The 17,249-nt window shown below is 71.0% G+C and carries 14 protein-coding genes and 1 pseudogene; 13 read left to right on the top strand and 2 right to left on the bottom strand.

Annotated features, from left to right (window positions below):
- The first annotated feature begins 24 nt into the window (after nucleotides 1-24).
- Nucleotides 25-210 (top strand): hypothetical protein, encoded by a 186-nt coding sequence (locus FBY22_RS38020; RefSeq protein ID WP_058924817.1) that lies wholly within the window; start codon nucleotides 25-27, stop codon nucleotides 208-210.
- Between the two features lie 90 nt (nucleotides 211-300).
- On the opposite strand, the gene FBY22_RS38015 is transcribed toward FBY22_RS38020, so the two are convergent.
- A complete protein-coding gene (locus FBY22_RS38015) occupies nucleotides 301-3,546 on the bottom strand; it encodes a S41 family peptidase (RefSeq protein ID WP_142152731.1) in 3,246 nt (1,081 codons plus the stop codon).
- Nucleotides 3,547-3,702: 156 nt separating this feature from the next.
- Between FBY22_RS38015 and FBY22_RS38010 the strand changes: the two genes are divergently transcribed.
- The 12 genes and pseudogenes from FBY22_RS38010 to FBY22_RS37955 all read left to right on the top strand — a co-directional run bounded on the left by FBY22_RS38010 (nucleotide 3,703) and on the right by FBY22_RS37955 (nucleotide 16,026).
- Nucleotides 3,703-4,299: a TetR/AcrR family transcriptional regulator gene (locus tag FBY22_RS38010; protein ID WP_142152730.1), complete on the top strand. Its 597-nt coding sequence runs from the start codon at nucleotides 3,703-3,705 to the stop codon at nucleotides 4,297-4,299.
- 128 nt (nucleotides 4,300-4,427) lie between these two features.
- Nucleotides 4,428-6,647: an MMPL family transporter gene (locus FBY22_RS38005; RefSeq protein WP_142152729.1), complete on the top strand. Its 2,220-nt coding sequence runs from the start codon at nucleotides 4,428-4,430 to the stop codon at nucleotides 6,645-6,647.
- A 65-nt stretch (nucleotides 6,648-6,712) separates the two neighbouring features.
- Nucleotides 6,713-7,266: pseudogene (locus FBY22_RS38000) on the top strand (cysteine hydrolase family protein).
- 156 nt (nucleotides 7,267-7,422) lie between these two features.
- Nucleotides 7,423-8,268 carry a helix-turn-helix transcriptional regulator gene (locus tag FBY22_RS37995; RefSeq protein ID WP_142152728.1) on the top strand — a complete coding sequence of 282 codons (846 nt, stop codon included), beginning with the start codon at nucleotides 7,423-7,425 and terminating at the stop codon, nucleotides 8,266-8,268.
- A complete protein-coding gene (locus tag FBY22_RS37990) occupies nucleotides 8,265-8,450 on the top strand; it encodes a DUF397 domain-containing protein (RefSeq protein ID WP_142152727.1) in 186 nt (61 codons plus the stop codon). The genes FBY22_RS37995 and FBY22_RS37990 overlap by 4 nt, the downstream gene beginning before the upstream one ends.
- A 43-nt stretch (nucleotides 8,451-8,493) precedes the next feature.
- Nucleotides 8,494-9,003 carry a YbaK/EbsC family protein gene (locus tag FBY22_RS37985; RefSeq protein ID WP_174267399.1) on the top strand — a complete coding sequence of 170 codons (510 nt, stop codon included), beginning with the start codon at nucleotides 8,494-8,496 and terminating at the stop codon, nucleotides 9,001-9,003.
- On the top strand, nucleotides 9,000-9,845 hold the full coding sequence (locus FBY22_RS37980) for a DMT family transporter (protein ID WP_142152725.1): 846 nt from the start codon (nucleotides 9,000-9,002) through the stop codon (nucleotides 9,843-9,845). Before FBY22_RS37985 ends, FBY22_RS37980 begins: the two co-directional genes overlap by 4 nt.
- Nucleotides 9,846-9,854: 9 nt before the next feature.
- Nucleotides 9,855-10,358, top strand: a complete 504-nt coding sequence (locus FBY22_RS37975; RefSeq protein ID WP_142152724.1) for a hypothetical protein — start codon at nucleotides 9,855-9,857, stop codon at nucleotides 10,356-10,358.
- Nucleotides 10,359-10,614: 256 nt separating this feature from the next.
- Nucleotides 10,615-11,565 carry an ABC transporter ATP-binding protein gene (locus tag FBY22_RS37970; protein WP_142152723.1) on the top strand — a complete coding sequence of 317 codons (951 nt, stop codon included), beginning with the start codon at nucleotides 10,615-10,617 and terminating at the stop codon, nucleotides 11,563-11,565.
- On the top strand, nucleotides 11,562-12,920 hold the full coding sequence (locus FBY22_RS37965; protein ID WP_142152722.1) for an ABC transporter permease: 1,359 nt from the start codon (nucleotides 11,562-11,564) through the stop codon (nucleotides 12,918-12,920). The genes FBY22_RS37970 and FBY22_RS37965 overlap by 4 nt, the downstream gene beginning before the upstream one ends.
- A gap of 4 nt (nucleotides 12,921-12,924) precedes the next feature.
- Complete coding sequence (locus FBY22_RS37960; RefSeq protein WP_142152721.1) at nucleotides 12,925-15,681, top strand: bifunctional YncE family protein/alkaline phosphatase family protein; 2,757 nt, start codon at nucleotides 12,925-12,927, stop codon at nucleotides 15,679-15,681.
- Between the two features lie 69 nt (nucleotides 15,682-15,750).
- Nucleotides 15,751-16,026 carry a DUF1876 domain-containing protein gene (locus FBY22_RS37955; RefSeq protein WP_142152720.1) on the top strand — a complete coding sequence of 92 codons (276 nt, stop codon included), beginning with the start codon at nucleotides 15,751-15,753 and terminating at the stop codon, nucleotides 16,024-16,026.
- Between the two features lie 41 nt (nucleotides 16,027-16,067).
- Here the strand turns inward: FBY22_RS37955 and FBY22_RS37950 are convergent, their stop codons facing one another.
- Complete coding sequence (locus tag FBY22_RS37950; RefSeq protein ID WP_142152719.1) at nucleotides 16,068-17,234, bottom strand: serine hydrolase domain-containing protein; 1,167 nt, start codon at nucleotides 17,232-17,234, stop codon at nucleotides 16,068-16,070.
- Between the last annotated feature and the right edge of the window lie 15 nt (nucleotides 17,235-17,249).

Raw genomic sequence — 17,249 nt, 5'->3', positions numbered from 1 at the left:
CACTCGATACGGGAGTGAACCCACATGGGTATGAAGGACAAGTTCCAGGACCAGTCGGAGCAGTGGCAGCAGCAGGCCAAGCAGAAGGCCCAGGAGGCCAGGGAGCAGGGCCAGCAGCGTGGCCGGCAGGACCGGGACCGCATGCGTGACGAGCAGCCGGAGCGGATGCGCGAGGAGCAGGACCGGCTCGAAGAGGACTTCGACGCTTAGTCGCTGCGCCGGCGTTCGCCGGTGAGGTGGGGTGCCCTGCGTTTTGGGGCGCCCCACTTCTGCGTTCTGTGCGCGGTTCCCCGCGCCCCTTCAAGACGCCGTACGGGGAGGGAGCTTTGGGCGGGAGCGGTCCGGGACGTTTGAATAGTCGGGGGGCGTTGCCGGGGGGTTGGACTCCAGGAGTTGTACGGCCAGTTGGACCGCGTCGTCCAGTTGGGCGTGGCGGCCCTCCGCCCAGTCCAGGGGGGTGCGGAGGATCTCCAGGTCCGGGGTCACGCCCCGGTTCTCCACACCCCAGCCGTACGCGTCGAACCACGCCGCGTTCATCGGAACCGTGATCACCGTTCCGTCGCCCAGTTCGTGGCGGCCGGTCATGCCGACCACTCCGCCCCAGGTGCGCTGGCCGATGACGGGGCCGAGCTTCAGGAGTTTGAAAGCGGCCGTGATCATGTCGCCGTCGGAGGAGGTCGCCTCGTCGGCGAGGGCGACCACCGGGCCGCGCGGGGCGTTGGAGGCGTACGACACCGGCTGGGCGTTGCGCGTCAGGTCCCAGCCGATGATGGTGCGGGTGAGCTTCTCCACCACCAGTTCGCTGATGTGCCCGCCCGCGTTGCCGCGCACGTCGACGATCAGGGCGGGGCGGGACACCTCCATCCGCAGGTCCCGGTTGAACTGGGCCCAGCCCGAGCCGCCCATGTCCGGGATGTGCAGGTAGCCGCAGCGGCCTCCGCTCAACTCCCGTACCACCGCCCGGCGTTTGGCCACCCAGTCCTGGTAGCGCAGGGGACGTTCGTCGACCAGGGGGACCACGGCGACCCGGCGCGAGCGGCCCGCCTCGCCCTCCGCGGGTGTGAAGGTGAGCTCGACGGTCGTGCCGCCCGCGCCGGCCAGCAGCGGATACGGCCCGGTCAGCGGGTCCACCGGCCGGCCGTCGACATGGGTGAGGACGGCGCCCTCACGGATTCCGGTGCCCGCCAGCGGGGAGCGCGCCTTGGAGTCCGAGGAGTCGCCGGGCAGGATCCGCCTGACCACCCAACCCGCCTCCCGGCGCGCGAAGTTGGCGCCCAGCAGGCCCTGCCGGCGCTGGTAGTGGGGCGGTCCCTCGTTGCGGCGGGCGGCGGTGACGTAGGCGTGCGAGGTGCCCAGTTCGCCCAGCACCTCGCGCAGCAGGTCGGCGAACTCGTCCGGGGACGCGACCCGTTCGACCAGCGGACGGTACTGGTCGAGCACCCCGGCCCAGTCGACCCCGCACATCCCCGGCTCCCAGAAGTAGGCCCGGATCAGCCGGCCCGCCTCCTCGTACGACTGGCGCCACTCGGCCGCCGGGTCGACCTCGTGCAGGATGCGGCGCAGGTCGATCCAGACCGTCGTGTCGCTGTCGCCCGACTCGCCGGCGGGGACGGCGCGCAGATCGCCCTCGTCGACCACCACCAGGCGGGTTCCGTCGCCGCTGACCGCGAACCAGTCGAGGTGGTCGACCAGTTCGGACTTCCTGGCCTTGCTGATGGTGAAGTGCTCCAGCGTCGGCCGGCCGCTGGTGTCGTCCGGGTTGACGAAGGTCTCGCCGAGCGCGCCCGAGATCGGCCAGCGCAGCCAGACCAGCCCGCCGCCCGCCACCGGGAACAGCGCCGAGTACTTCGAGGCGGCGACCGGGAAGGGCGTGACCCGGCTCTCCAGCCCCTCGACCTCGACGGTCACCGCCCCGTCGCCCTCCTCCTCGTCGACGGGGTCCAGCCCGCCCGCGGCCGGCCGGCCCTCGGGGTTCAGCGCGAAGGGGGAGGGGGTCGCGGAGGACAGGGGGACCAGGTAGGGGCGGCAGCCGAGCGGGAAGGACAGGTCCCCGGTGTGGACGTCGTAGACCGGATCGAAGCCGCGCCAGGAGAGGAACGCCAGATAGCGGCCGTCCCTGGTGAACACCGGGTTCTCGTCCTCGAAGCGGCCGTTGGTCACGTCCACGACCAACCGCTCCCCGTGGCCCTTGGGGGCGATACGGGCCATCTTGATCTGCCGCAGGGTCCGGCCGATCCCCGGATGCGACCAGGTCAGCCACCCTCCGTCCGGCGAGAAGGCGAGGTCACGGACGGGGCCGTTGGCCGACCGGATCAGCTCGGTCACCTCGCCGTTGGAGTCCTCGCTCGCGTCGATCAGCAGCAGGCGCCCGTCGTGCGAGGCGAGGGCGAGGCGCTCGCCCCGGGGATCGGAGACCAGCTCCAGCACGCGGCCCAGCTCCCCGGAGGCCGGCCGGCGCGGCTCCCGGTCGCCGGTCGCGCGCGGCAGCTGGGCGATCTCGACGGCGTCCTCGCCCTCCGCGTCCGTCACATAGGCGACCTGGCCGGTCGAGCCAAGCATCTCCGGGAGCCGGACCCGCACGCCGGGGGTGTCCGTGATCGTGCGGGCGGGTCCGTCGCGGTGGGTCAGCCAGTACAGGCTGCCGCGTACGACGACGGCGCTCGCGCGGCCGGTCTCGTCGACGGACAGACCGTTGACGTGCTGACCGGCCGGCACCTGGTAGGTACGGCGTCCCGCGCGCGGCCCGCTCAGCCGCACGTCGAGTCTGCGCGGTTCGCTCGCGAGGTCGTCGACGATCCACAGGTCCCCGGCGCACTGGTAGACCACCCGGGTGCCGTCGCTGGAGGCGTGCCGGGCGTAGAAGGCGTCGTGATCGGTGTGACGGCGCAGGTCGGAGCCGTCGTACGCGCACGAGTACAGGTTGCCGATGCCCTCGTGGTCGGAGAGGAACGCGATCCGGCCGCCGACGAACATGGGTGAGTGGAGGTGGCCCTCCAGGCCGTCGAGCAACCGTTCGCCGTGGAACCACAGCCGGCCCGTCGCCCCGCCCCGGTACCGCTTCCAGGCGGCCGGCTCGTGCGGCGGGGTGCCGGTGAGCAGCAGGGTCTTGCGCTCGCCGTCGATCTCGGCGACCTGGATGTCGGAGACCGGCCCCCAGGGAAGCTTGCGGCCGGGGTCGCCGCCGGGGGAGACCTTGTAGGCCCAGGTGAAGTAGGAGAACGGTTCGCCGTGGGAGGCGACGGCCAGGATGGTGCCCTGCGGGGTCCAGCCGCAGACCTGGGTGTCGGCGGAGCCCCAGTGGGTGAGCTGTCTGCCGGGCCCGCCGCCGTCCACCGGCACCACGTGGATCTCCGGCACCAGGCTGCGCCAGCTCGTGTACGCGATGGCGCCGCCGTCCGGCGAGAAGCGCGGGTGGCCGATCTTCGTGCGGTCAACGGTGAGGCGCCAGGCGCGTCCCGGGCCGTCGAGGGGGGCCAGCCAGAGGTCGTCCTCTGCGACGAAGCACAACAACTCACCGCTCAGGTGCGGCAGGCGCAGATAGCTCACCTCCCCATGCTTTTCCGGCAAATGGGGCCGGGCAACTTATGCGGCTTTCACGTTCGTGAGCCAAGACACGTACGAAACGGTTTCGTTTCGTTCGGTTTGGGGGTATCTTCATGAACGTACAAAGAAACGAACGTCCCGAGCGGGAAGGCGAGTGGCATGACCGAGGTGACAACCGCGCGTCGCAGTCGCATCACGCCCGAGCGCGAGGCCGAGTTGTACGAGGCCGTGCTCGACCTGCTCAGGGAGGTCGGCTACGACGCCCTCACCATGGACGCCGTGGCGGCCCGCACCAAGTCCAGCAAGGCGACGCTCTACCGCCAGTGGGGCGGCAAGGCCGAGCTGGTCGCGAAGGCGGTGCGGCACAACAAGCCGGGCGGCTTCGGTCTCGGTGAGATCGACACCGGGTCGCTCAGGGGCGACCTGCACGCCCTGACCATGCGTTCGGACGACTGCGAGATGGAGCAGAACTCCGCGCTGATGCGAGGTCTGGCCATGGCCATCCATGGCAACCCGGACCTGCTGAAGGCGTTCCGGGAGTATCTGATCGAGCCGGAGATGGCCGAGTTCCGCCGTGTGGTGCAACGGGCGGTCGACCGGGGCGAGGTCCGTGCGGACAACCCCGCGATCGACTACGTGATGCACATGATGATCGGTGGGTTCGCCGCCCGCACGATGATCGACGAGCAGCCGCCGACGCAGGCGTTCCTTCTGTCGTACATCGACGCCGTGGTCCTGCCGGCCCTCGGCGTCTGACCCCTCCCCACCCCCTCCCCACCACCTGACGTCACCGCTCAAGTCGTCGGGACGGTCGCCCATGCCTCCCCGCCGGGCGATCACCCCTGCTCCGAAACACCCCACGACCTGACCGGGAGTACGCCCACGTGGCCACGTTCCTCTACCGACTCGGCCGGTTCGCCTTCCGGCGACGGCACTTCGTCGCACTGTTCTGGGTGGCGCTGCTGACGCTCGCCGGCGTCGCCGCGGCCGGCGCGCCCGCCGCCGGCTCCACCTCCTTCTCCATCCCGGGCACGGAAGCGCAGAAGGCTTTCGACCTGCTGGACCAGCGTTTCCCCGGCTCCAACTCGGACGGTGCCACCGCCCGCGTCGTCTTCAAGGCGCCCGGCGGCGAGAAGATGACCGACGCCGCCAACAAGGCGACCGTCGAGAAGACGGTGAAGGAGCTGGCCGACGGCTCCGAGGTCACCTCCGTCGCCGACCCGTACCCCGCGCACGCCGTCAGCAAGGACGGCACGGTGGCGTACGCGTCCGTGCGGTACGACAAGTCCGGCATGGAACTCAAGGACGCCTCCCGCACCGCCCTCGAGGACACCGCGAAGCAGGCGCGGGACGCCGGGCTGACCGTCGAGATCGGCGGTGACGCGCTGCAGGCGGGCGCCGAACCGGGCGCGGCCGGCGAGGTCGTCGGCCTTGCCATCGCCGCCGTCGTCCTCGTCATCACCCTCGGCTCACTCGTCGCCGCCGGACTGCCGCTGCTGACGGCGATGATCGGCGTCGGCATCGGCGTCTCCGGCATCACCGCCCTCGCCAAGACGCTCGACCTCGGCGACACGACCTCCACCCTCGCCCTGATGATCGGCCTCGCCGTCGGCATCGACTACGCGCTGTTCATCGTCTCCCGCTACCGCGGCGAACTCGCCGAGGGCCGCAGCCGCGAGGAGGCGGTCGGCCGGGCGGCCGGCACGGCCGGCTCCGCGGTGGTCTTCGCCGGCCTGACGGTCGTGATCGCGCTGGCCGGCCTGTCGGTCGTCGGCGTCCCGATGCTCACCAAGATGGGCCTCGCGGCGGCCGCCACCGTCCTGGTCGCCGTCCTCATCGCGCTGACCATGATCCCGGCACTGCTCGGCTACGCGGGCCGCAAGGTCAGGCCGGCGGGCGAGAAGCGACGCAAGAGCGACGGCCCCCGTTCCACCAAGCCCGGCCTGGGCGAGCGCTGGGCGAGCTTCGTCGTACGGCGCCCGGCCGCCGTGCTGCTGCTCGGCGTGGTCGGCCTCGGCGCGGTCGCCGTCCCGGCCACCCAGCTGGAACTGGGCCTGCCCGACGACGGATCGCAGCCCACGTCCACCACGCAGCGGCGTGCCTACGACCTGCTGTCGGAGGGCTTCGGCCCCGGCTTCAACGGCCCCCTGATGATCGTCGTCGACGCCAAGGGCAGCGACGACCCCAGGACGGCGGCGAACCGAGTCGCCGAGGACATCAAGAACCTGAAGGACGTCACCACGGTCACCCCGGCGGTCTTCAACAGGGCCGGTGACACCGCGATGATCACCGTGGTCCCCGGTTCCAAGCCGTCCTCCACGCAGACCGAGGACCTGGTGCACGCGATCCGCGACAAGGGCGCGGATGTCAGGGCCGAGACCGGCGCGAAGGTCCTGGTCACCGGCACCACGGCCATGAACATCGACTTCTCGCAGAAGCTCAACGACGCGTTGGTCCCGTACCTGGGCCTGGTGGTCGGTCTCGCGTTCCTGCTGCTGATCGCGGTGTTCCGCTCGGTCCTGGTCCCGCTGAAGGCTGCCCTCGGCTTCCTGCTCAGCGTGCTGGCCGCGCTCGGCGCCGTGGTCGCGGTCTTCCAGTGGGGCTGGCTCGGGGGCCTGCTCGGGGTGGAGCAGACCGGCCCGATCATGTCGATGATGCCGATCTTCATGGTGGGCGTGGTCTTCGGCCTGGCGATGGACTACGAGGTCTTCCTCGTGACCCGGATGCGCGAGGCGTACGTCCACGGTGAGACGCCCGGCCAGGCGGTGGTCACCGGGTTCCGGCACAGCGCGCGGGTCGTGGCGGCCGCCGCGGTCATCATGATCGCCGTCTTCGGAGGCTTCATCACCTCCAGCGAGTCCATGATCAAGATGATCGGCTTCGGCCTGGCGATCGCCGTCTTCTTCGACGCGTTCGTCGTCCGCATGGCCATCGTCCCGGCGGTACTGGCACTGCTCGGCCGCCGGGCCTGGTGGCTGCCGAAGTGGCTGGACCGGGCGTTGCCCAACGTGGACGTCGAGGGCGAGGGACTGAAGACCCTCGACGCCGCGAGGGGTGACCGGGACTCGGATCCGGACGAGGACCGGGAGCTGGTGAAGGCCTGACGGCCTCTGAAGGGCAGCGCCGTAGGAAACGGACCGTTGTCAGTGGCGCCGCCTAACGTGGCGGCATGACCACACTCTCCGAACGACCCCACACCGCCCTGCTGGTGATCGACGTCCAGCAGGGCGTCGTCGCGTCCGCGTACGAGCGGGACGCGGTCGTCGCGAACATCGCGTCCCTCGTCGACAGGGCCCGGGCCGAGGACGTCCCGGTCGTCTGGGTCCAGCACTCCGACGACGAACTGGAGAAGGGCGGCGACGACTGGCGTACGTTCCCGAACTGCCGCGCCGCGACTCCGAGCCGCTGGTCCACAAGAACTACGGCGACTCCTTCGAGGCCACCGACCTGGAGCGGGTCCTCGCCGAGGCGGGCGTCGGCCATCTCGTCGTCACGGGCGCGGAGACGGACGCGTGCATCCGGTCCACCATCCACGGCGCGTTCGCACGGGGCTACGACGTCACGCTCGTCGCCGACGCGCACACCGCCAACGACCAGAGCGAGTGGGGCGCCCCGCCGCCGGAGCAGGTCATCGCCCACACGAACCTGTACTGGCGCTGGCAGGGGGCGCCGGGGCGCAGGGCGGCGGTGACGGACACGAAGGACGTGGAGTTCGGCGGCTGAGACATCGGTTTCCTGGTTCCCGCATCCTGAAGCGACCGCTTCCGCCTACCGTGACCGATGACATTGTGTGAACGGCCGGTGACTGCCCGGCGTTTGTCTCGGACTGTCCCGGCTGTCCGCGATGCCGTCCGGGTACGGGGCGCGTTGGAGGTGGTCATGAACGAGGGCGTGGACGAGGCCGGTTGGGATGTGGAACCGGGGGACGAGATCGAGCCGATCGTGCAGGCCGTGGGACACCTGCTGAAGGTGTGCCGCGAAGGCGCGGGCATGCGGCCTGCCGAGTTCGGTGAACTCATGGGATACGGCGAGGACATGGTCCGCAAGATGGAGCGGGGACAGCGGATTCCGCGGCCGGAGTTCCTGGACAGGGCGGACACGGTCCTCAAGGCGCAGGGCCATCTGCGGGCGTTCACGGAGGACATGCGCAGGGCGCGGTATCCGAAGAAGGTGCGGGAGCTGGCCGAGATGGAGGAGCGGGCGGTCGAGGTGCTCCTCTATCGCAATCACAACATCCACGGTCTCCTGCAGACGCCGGAGTACGCGAAGGCCCTGTTCGAGACGCACCAGCCCGCGCTCACGGCGGACGTGGTGGAGCGGGAGACGGCCGCCCGCATGTCCCGTAAGGCGATCTTCGACCGGGACCCCGCTCCGACGCTCGGTTTCGTCCAGGAACAGGTGACGCTCGAGCGGCCGATCGGCGGGAGGATGGTGCTACGCCGACAGCTGGAACACCTCCTGGGGGTGGCGCAGTTGAGGAACGTCACCTTTCAGGTCATGCCGACCGAACGCGAGGACCACGCGGGCATGCAGGGGCTGATTGACGTGATGAAGTTCGGGGACGGGACGGCCATCGGGCGTTCCGACGGAGCGTTCAACGGCCGTCCCGTCTCGAGTCATCGTGATCTTCAGATCCTCGAACTGCGCTATGGGATGATCCGGGCGCAGGCTCTGACGCCGAAAGAGTCGCTGGCCTTCGTCGAACAAGTGCTGGGGAGACTATGAGCACTACGGAACTCCGCTGGTTCAAGAGCAGCTACAGCGACAGCAGTGAACCCGGCGACTGCGTCGAAGTCGCCGTCACTCCCGCCACGATCCACATCCGCGACTCCAAGGCCCCGCGGGCCGCGCACCTGGCCGTCGCCCGCACCACCTGGACCGTCTTCCTCACCCTCGTGTCGCGCTGAACTCGGTCGCGTGTCGGGTACACCCACCGCTAGCGTGCCATGCATGACGAGCGCTGATGCCACCGACGGTTCCGCAGTCCACCCACGGTTTGCCGACGCCCTGCGCGAGCTGGGCCTCGACGGCCTGCGCGGCCGGGTGCGCCGGTTCCCGGACGCGACCCGCACCGCGGCCGAGGCCGCGGCGGCGATCGGGTGCGAGCTGAGCCAGATCTGCAAGTCGCTGATCTTCGCGGCCGACGGCGTGCCGGTGCTGGTGCTGATGGACGGGTCGTCCCGGGTGGACGTCGAGCGGGTGCGGCACGAACTCGGCGCCGAGAAGGTGACGCGGGCCAAGGCCGACGTGGTGAGGGAGACGACCGGGTACGCCATCGGCGGCGTACCGCCCTTCGGGCACCGTACGCGGACCCGGGTGCTGGCCGACCGGTCGCTGCTCGCGCACGAGGTGGTGTGGGCGGCCGCCGGGACGCCGTACACGGTCTTTCCCATGGAGCCCAAGGAACTGATCGCCCACGCGGGCGCGACCCTGGTGGACGTGCGAGAGCCGGCGTCGTGACCCCGCTGGTCGCCACGGCGGTCCTGTTCGCCGCGGTCACGCACGCCAGCTGGAACGCCATCGCCCACCGGATCACCGACAAGCTGGTCGGGTTCACGCTGATCGCGGGCGGCGGGATGCTGATCGGGCTGGCCATGCTGCCGTTCGTGCCGGTCCCGGCGGCGGCCGCGTGGCCGTACCTGATCGGCTCGGCCGTCATCCACGCCGCCTACTACGTACTGCTGATGAAGTCCTTCCGGCTCGGTGACTTCGGGCAGGCGTACCCGATCGCCCGCGGCACCGCGCCGCTGGTCGTCACCGTTCTCGCCGCGGTCTTCGCGCACGAGGTGCCCGACGGGTGGGCGGCGGCCGGTATCGCCCTGTCCTGCGCCGGGCTGACCGGGGTCGCCCTGTGGGGGCTGCGCGGGCGCCGGCCGAACTGGGCGGCGATCGGCGCGGCCCTGGCCACCGGGCTGACCATCGCCGGCTACACGGTCGTGGACGGGCTCGGCGTACGGGCCTCGGGATCCTCCCTCGGGTACATCGCCTGGCTGATGGCCGTGGAGGGCGTGGCGATCCCGGCGTACGCGCTGACCCGCCTGCGCGGGGAGTTCCTGACCGTCCTACGGCCGTTCGCCGCCGTGGGCCTGCTGGGCGCCGCCCTCTCCGTCCTCGCCTACGGCCTTGTCCTGTGGGCCCAGACCAAGGCGGAGCTCGCCCCGATCGCGGCCCTACGCGAGTCGTCGATCATCGTCGGCGCGGCGATAGGCGCGGTGTTCTTCAAGGAACGCTTCGGAGCCCCCCGCATCATGGCCGCCGGCCTCCTGGTGGCGGGCATCGGGCTGATGCTGCACGCGAGTTAGGTGGTGCTCGTGAGCAGCAGCGAATCGGCATGGTCCGAGCGTGAACTGCCGGCGTTCTTCAGGCGCTGGCGCACCGAATGGAACGACGAGGAGCTCTCCCCGGCCAACTACCTCGACTACGAGGGCGGCCTTCGTTTCGTCCTGTCTGCGGCCTGGCTGTTCTGCCCCGAGACGGTCGAGTACCGGGGTTGCGTCTTCCTGAAGGACCGGTTCAGCCAGGCCGCTGTCGACGATTGGTTCACGAAGCCGGGCCAGGAGCGGCAACACGTCGAAGCTGTCGTCAACCATGTCGAGTTGTGGGCCACATTCGGCAACACCGCCCTCACGGATGACGAACACCTCGGAGACGAACTGCCCCAACTCGCACTGAGTCTGGGCGAGTGCTGGCAGGGAGTCCTGTCCTCGCGCCATCCTGATCGGGAAATCACCGTCGAGGTGAGCGACGAAGAGGACGGATCTTACGGGCCGACTGTCACCTTCTGGACATCTCCCGCCATCCCGGATCTCGGCTAGGCCTACAGGCCGTTCGCTGCCGCGTACCGCACGCGAGCCGGAGCCGACCGCCCCTGTCTCCGGCTCTGGAGGAGACCCCGGCAACGTTGTCCGGAACATAACGCCAAGCGTTGGCCAAGCCGCGGTCTGCGTTGAGTTGTCGTGCACACGATTTGTCGATGCCTTGACGATCCGTTCCACCAACGTTCAGCCGGCCGTCCGTGCCTGGGTTGTGTGTCGTCCCTAGGGTCCCGACGGATTCCGGAAGAAGGGACTCATGGACGCACTCCACGCAGTCCGGGCCCGTGCGGTCACCAAGTGCTTCGGCGACGTCGTCGCACTCGACGCCGTCGACCTGGATGTGACGCAGGGTCGGATCCACGGCCTGGTCGGCCCGAACGGCGCCGGCAAGACGACGCTGCTCGGCCTGCTGCTGGGCCTGGCCGTCGCCGACGCGGGCGGCCTCGACATCCTCGGCGTGCCCGTGGGGCGGGCGTTCGGCGTGCCCGACGGGGTCGCCGGGTTCGTCGACGGGCCCGGCCTGTACCCCTCGCTGACCGCACGTCAGAATCTGGCCGCGCTGGCCCGGCTGCGCGGCGAGGACCCGCGTACGGCCCGGGTCGACGAAGCCCTCGACGAGGTCGGACTCACCGACGTCGCCGACGACAGGGCCCGCGGCTTCTCCCTCGGCATGCGCCAGCGGCTCGGGCTCGCCGCCGCCCTGCTCACCAGGCCCCGGTTGCTGGTCCTCGACGAGCCCGCCAACGGCCTCGACCCGGCCGGCAAGCGGCATGTGCACGGCGTCCTCGCCCGACTCGCCGCGGACGGCACCGCCGTCGTGCTCTCCAGCCACCGTATGGACGACCTGGAGGCCCTGTGCTCCGAGGTCACCATCCTCGCCACCGGGCGGGTCGTGTTCTCCGGCCCGCTGGGCAAGCTGGCGGCCGAGAACCGCGAACTCGACTACCGGCTGCGCACGTCCGACCCGCGGGCCGCGCGCCGGCTGGCCGCCGGGACGGCCGGCATCCGGATCGTCGACGACCCGGGGCCGGGGACGCGGCAGGACGCCGAGACGCTCGTCCTGCGCGGGCTCGTGCCCGCCCTCGACGAACTGGTGTCCGCGATCGTCCGCTCGGGCGTCGCGGTCCGCGAACTGGCCCCCGTGGTCTCGCCGTTGGAGGCCGCCTTCCTCGCCCTCACCGACCAGCGCGAGGAGGCCGGCAGATGAGTACCGCCCTCGCCGACGACGAGGTCGTCGGCGCCCGACCCGTCTCCGTCCCGCGCGGCTACCGCTTCGAACTGGTCAAGCTGGTCTCGCAGTGGCGCATCCGCCTGCTGGTGCTGGTCTGCTGGATCGCGCCGGGCGTCTTCGTCGCCGGCGTGGGCGGGCAGAGCACCCTGCCCTCCGACACCCTCTTCGGTCGCTGGATGCACGCCACCGGGTGGGCCGGGCCGCTGGTGATGCTCGGCTTCGCCGGCACCTGGGCGCTCCCGCTGCTGACCTCCCTGGTCGCGGGTGACGTCTTCGCCTCCGAGGACCGGCTCGGCACCTGGCGGCACCTGCTGGTCGCCGTCCGCTCACCCCGGCGGATCTTCGTGGCGAAGTCCCTGGCCAGCCTCACCGTGATCCTGCTGCTGGTGGCCGGGCTGGCCGTCTCCAGCACGGCCGGCGGCCTCGCCTCGGTCGGCGACCAGCCCCTGGTCGGCCTCGACGGCCACCGGCTGACGTCCTCCGACACCGCCGTACGCGTCCTGCTCGCCTGGGTCGCCGCCCTGGCCCCCACCCTGGCCCTCGCCGCGATCGGCCTGCTCGGTTCGGTCGCGCTCGGCCGGTCCCCGACGGGCCTGCTGCTGCCACCGCTCGTCGCCCTCGGCATGCAGGTCGCCCAAATGCTGCCGCTGCCGGTCGCCGTACGCCTCGCCCTGCCCGGCTACGCCTTCATCTCCTGGAACGGCCTGTTCACCAGCCCGGCCCAGCTCGCCCCGCTCCTGATCGGCGTCGCGGTGAGCCTCGTATGGGCGCTGCTCGCGACCGCGCTGGCCCATCTGCTGTTCCTGCGCCGGGACTTCACCGACCTCGCCTACGACGGTGCCGGGCGCCGCGCGATCACCCTCGGGCTGCTGCCCCTGGCCGGCCTGACCGCGCTCACCGTCGCCAGCGTCGCCGCGTTCACCCCCTCCACCGGCTCCGGCATCACCCGGGACAAGGTCCAGCGGTCGGTGGCCACCGCTTTCGCGCACCTGTACCGCATGCAGACCGAACAGCTGCACCGCCCCGCCGTCACCGAGGCCCGGCTGCGTTCCACCGCGGCCTGCACCAAGAGCGACGGCCAGGGCGCCCAGAGCGGCGCGGGCAACGACTGGCGCTGCGTCGTCATCTGGCATCTCCCCGGCGTCCCGGTACCGGGCCAGGCCGTCTACCAGCTCGACGTCACCTCGGACGGGCGGTTCGTCGCCGACGGCGACGGGCCGAAGGAAGTCAACGGCTACTTCCTGGTGCGCACCCCGACAGGGGACGCGCCGAACCCGCTGTGGCAGTTCGACGGCAACGTCGACCTGCTCGACACCACCTCGAAGGGATAGTTCCATGCAGGTAACACGGCAGCGCCGGGTCAACGAGAAGGAGCAGCTCAACCTCTTCGGCAGACGCGTCGGCCGCCGCGCCGTGCTGGTGACGGCGGGCATCGCCGTCGCCCTCGGCGTCACGGGCACGGCGGTCGCCTCGACGTGGCAGTTCGGCAGCCGGCAGGTCGCCGAGGACACCCCCGAGGGACAGGTCATCTCCAGCGACCAGTTCCTCAAGCCGTACGGCAGCCGCACGGTCGTCAACGACGGCAAGATCATGTCGTCGACGGTGGCTCCGGACGGAAGCCACCTCGCCGCCTCGGTCGCCGACGGCGACGCCTCCCTGGTCATCATGGACCTGAGCACCGGTCAGGTGATCCAGAAGGTCGGCACCAACAAGGCGGACGACCTGCGCATCAAGAGCGCCTCGGTCGGCCAGGAGGGCCCCACCTACTCGCCCGACGGCACCCAGCTGTGGCTCGGCCAGACCGACGGCTACACCCGGTTCACCGTCGGCTCCGACGGCACCCTCTCCGACCCCGTGGCCGTCCCGATCCCGGCCGACGGCGCCCAGCACGCGCTCGTGGGCGCCGTCGTGTTCTCCGCCGACGGCTCCACCGTGTACGCGGCCGTCAACGGCCAGAACCGCGTCGTCGCCCTCGACGCGGCGACCGGAACCGTCCGGCACAGCTGGGCCGTCGGCAACGCCCCGCGCGGCCTCGCCATGGCCGACGGCAAGCTGTACGTCGGCAACGAGGGCGGCCGTCCCGCCAAGGACGGCGACACCACCATCAACTCGTACGGCACCGACGTACCGGCGGACCCCGATACCGGCGCCACCACCACCGGCACGGTCAGCGTCATCGACACCACCGACCCGTCCGCCGCGGTCGGCTCCATCGACGTCGGCCTGCACCCCACCGCCGTATACGCGGCGAAGGGCGCGGTGTTCGTCACCAACACCGCCGACAACAACGTCTCGGTCATCGACACCCGCAAGGACAAGGTCGTCCAGACCATCGCGACCCAGCCGTGGCCCGAGGCGAAGGTCGGCTACGAGCCGAACGCGGTCACCCTCACCGACGACGGCCGCCTGCTGGTCACCCTCGGCCGCGCGAACGCCGTCGCCGTCTACCGCTACAAGTCGCCGCAAGAGCCCGCCGGTTACGTCGGCCTGCTGCCCACCGACTACTTCCCCTCGGAGATCACCACCGTCGGCGACGACGTCGTGGTCTCCAACACCCGCGGCATAGACGCCCGCCGCCCCACCACCGCCACCGGCCACGGCACCCACGACACCACGTCGAGCATCACGCGGTTCACCCTGCCCGACGACCACGTCGTCCGGGCCCGGACCGTCAGGGTCTTCAAGCAGAACGGCTGGACGCCCGGCTCGGTCGTCACCTCGAGCGGCAAGAGCCACGTGCCGGCGCTCCCCGTCCCGCTGCGCCTCGGCGACCCCTCGACGATCAAACACGTCTTCCTGCTGGTGAAGGAGAACCGCACCTACGACCAGGTCTACGGCGACCTCCCGCAGGGCGACGGCGACTCCTCGCTGGCCACGTTCGGCGAGAACGTCACCCCCAACCAGCACGCGCTGGCCGACCGGTTCGGGCTCTACGACAACTTCTACGACGTCGGCACCAACTCCGCCGAGGGCCACAACTGGCTGATGCAGTCCGACAACCCGGAGTACACCGAGTCCTCCGCCGGCGAGTACCAGCGCAGCTACGACACCGAGAACGACGCCCTCGGCCACCAGAAGTCCGGTTTCATCTGGAGCGGCGCGCAGGCGGCCGGCAGGTCCGTCAAGGACTTCGGCGAGTTCCAGTCGCTGGAGAGCAAGCCGGCCGACGCCAGCTGGCAGAACCTGTACTGCGACAGCAAGACCATGGAAACCACCGGCGCGCAGACCCAGTACCCCATCCAGACCGGCTCGGCGATCCCCTCCCTCAACAAGGTGTCGGTCCAGGGCTTCCCGATGTTCGACCTCAGCGTCCCGGACATCTACAAGGAACAGATCTGGAAGCAGGACTTCGAGAAGAACGGCCCGGCGAACCTCAACATGTTCTGGTTCTCCAACGACCACACCGGCGGCCCCGCCAACGCCGCCGCCGAGGTCGCCGACAACGACCTCGCCGTCGGCCGCATGGTCGACGAGATCTCCCACAGCAGGTACTGGAAGGACTCGGCGATCTTCGTCGTCGAGGACGACTCGCAGAACGGCCTCGACCACGTCGACGGCCACCGCGCCCCGGTCCAGATCATCAGCCCCTGGGCCCAGCGCGACACGGTCGACAGCCACTACTACTCGCAGATCACGATGATCCGCACCATCGAGCAGATCCTCGGGATCCACCCGATGAACCAGAAGGACAGCGCCGCCACCCCCATGTACGGGGCGTTCACCCTGAAGCCGGACACCACGCCGTTCACGGCCGTCCCCAACCGCACCTCCCTCACCCTCGGCGTCACCCCCCAGCCACCCTGCGGCCCGGACACCCCCGCGCCGCAGGACCCCTCGGCCGCCGCCGCCCCGACGTCCGCCGCGGTCCCCGAGGCCAAGCAGGCACTCGCGGACGAGTGGAAGACCTGGGCCTCGCACCAGCGCCTGACCGGCCCGCACGCCGTGCCCGACTACGCCAACAACGAGCAGATGAACCGCTACACCTGGTACCAGACCCACAACTGGACCAAGCCCTACCCCGGCGACAAGAAGGTCTACGCGCCGAACGACGTGCCCGGCGCCTACCTCCCCTCCGCGGAGTCCGACGGCTGACCCGGTACCCCTCGCGCGAAGGGGTCCCCGGGGAGCACCCTGGAAGCAGGTGTTCCGGAGGTGATCGTCATGATGCACACCGCTGTGGGATGGCACGTGGAGATGGAGTTCAGCGAGGACGAGACCCACACACGGGCCGTCGCGATGGTTCGCCTGCCCGACGGTACCGAGGTACGGGCCCATGGGCACGCGAGCCGCCACCACACCGACTCCAATCAGCCGAGGGTCGGCGAGGAGATCGCCGGCGCGCGGGCGCTGAACGAACTCGCCATGCAACTGCTCACCAAGGCGCACGGCGAGATCGACTCGGCCTCCGGCCGGACCTCCCACCCGATCAACGTCTGAGCGGCGGGCTCACGGCCGAGCGGCAGGCGTACGGCTGAGCGTCAGGCGGAGCCGAGGGACGCGCGCAGCGCCCGTACGAGCGCCTGCGCCCTCGGGTCCGCCGTCACGCTCTTCCTGAAGCCGTTGGTCACATAGCCGAAGGCGATGCCCGAGTCGGGGTCGGCGAAGCCGAGGGCGCCGCCGCGGCCCGGGTGGCCGAAGGAGGTGGGGGACAGCAGCGGGGAAGCCGCTCCGTGCAGCATGTAGCCCAGGCCGAACCTGGTCGCCACCACCAGCACGCGGTCCGGCCCCGCGCTGCGCTCGGCGCGGGCCAGCTCGACCGTCTCCGGCGTGAACAGGCGGCTGCCGCCGTCCACTTCGCCGATCAGCGAGGCGTAGAAACGGGCCAGTCCGTCCGCCGTCGCGACGCCGTTGGAGGCCGGCAGGGTCGCGGCCCGGTAGGCGGGGTCGTTCTCGTCGGGCAGCGGCGTGATCGCGGCGAAGGCGCGGCGGGTGAGGGAGGCGGGGTCGGCATAGGCCTCGGAGACCTCCCGCTTGGGGCGCGTCCGCAGACCGCGCGGATCGGCCGGGGGATCGATCTGCGCCACGCGGCCCGCGCGCGCCCGCTCGCCATCGGGCAGTCCGAGCCACAGGTCCGCGCCGAGCGGGCCGGCGATCTCACCGGCGATCCATTCGCCGATGTCCCGCCCGGTCACCCGCCGCACCAGCTCGCCGGTCAGCCAGCTGTACGTCTGCGCGTGATACCCGTGGTCCGTCCCCGGCTCCCACACCGGCGCCTGGGCCGCGACCGCCTCGGCGCCTAGGTCAGGGTCGGCGGCCTGCGCGGGCGTGAGCGGCGTGTCCAGCACCGGCACGCCGGCCCGGTGCGCGAGCAGGTGCCACACCCGCGTGCGCTCCTTGCCGGCCGCTTTGAACTCCGGCCAGTACTCACCGACCGGCGCGTCCAGATCCAGCTCCCCGCGCTGGTGCAGCAGCAGGACTACGGCGGCGGCGACGCCCTTGGTCGCCGAGCGCACGACCTGCGCGGTGCCGCGCCGCCAGGGCTCGGTGCCGTCGACGTCCCTGGCCCCGGCCCACAGGTCGACGACCCGGTGCCCGTCCCGGTAGACGGCCACCGCCGCGCCGCGGTCCCCGAGCACGTCGAAGTTCCTCGCGAACGCTTCCCCGACCGGTTCGAAGCCCTCGGCGACCGCACCGTTCACGTCCACGTCCGTACTCCTCCT

The sequence above is a fragment of the Streptomyces sp. SLBN-31 genome, from assembly GCF_006715395.1.
Taxonomy (GTDB): Bacteria; Actinomycetota; Actinomycetes; order Streptomycetales; family Streptomycetaceae; genus Streptomyces.
This window is presented reverse-complemented; position numbering and strand designations above follow the sequence as displayed.

Coding starts and splice junctions, on each gene's coding strand:
- FBY22_RS37960 (WP_142152721.1), top strand. CDS start 12,925: ATGCAGGTAACACGGCAGCGCCGGGTCAACGAGAAGGAGCAGCTCAAC.
- FBY22_RS37970 (WP_142152723.1), top strand. CDS start 10,615: ATGGACGCACTCCACGCAGTCCGGGCCCGTGCGGTCACCAAGTGCTTC.
- FBY22_RS38020 (WP_058924817.1), top strand. CDS start 25: ATGGGTATGAAGGACAAGTTCCAGGACCAGTCGGAGCAGTGGCAGCAG.
- FBY22_RS38010 (WP_142152730.1), top strand. CDS start 3,703: ATGACCGAGGTGACAACCGCGCGTCGCAGTCGCATCACGCCCGAGCGC.
- FBY22_RS37985 (WP_174267399.1), top strand. CDS start 8,494: ATGACGAGCGCTGATGCCACCGACGGTTCCGCAGTCCACCCACGGTTT.
- FBY22_RS37965 (WP_142152722.1), top strand. CDS start 11,562: ATGAGTACCGCCCTCGCCGACGACGAGGTCGTCGGCGCCCGACCCGTC.
- FBY22_RS37955 (WP_142152720.1), top strand. CDS start 15,751: ATGATGCACACCGCTGTGGGATGGCACGTGGAGATGGAGTTCAGCGAG.
- FBY22_RS37995 (WP_142152728.1), top strand. CDS start 7,423: ATGAACGAGGGCGTGGACGAGGCCGGTTGGGATGTGGAACCGGGGGAC.
- FBY22_RS37990 (WP_142152727.1), top strand. CDS start 8,265: ATGAGCACTACGGAACTCCGCTGGTTCAAGAGCAGCTACAGCGACAGC.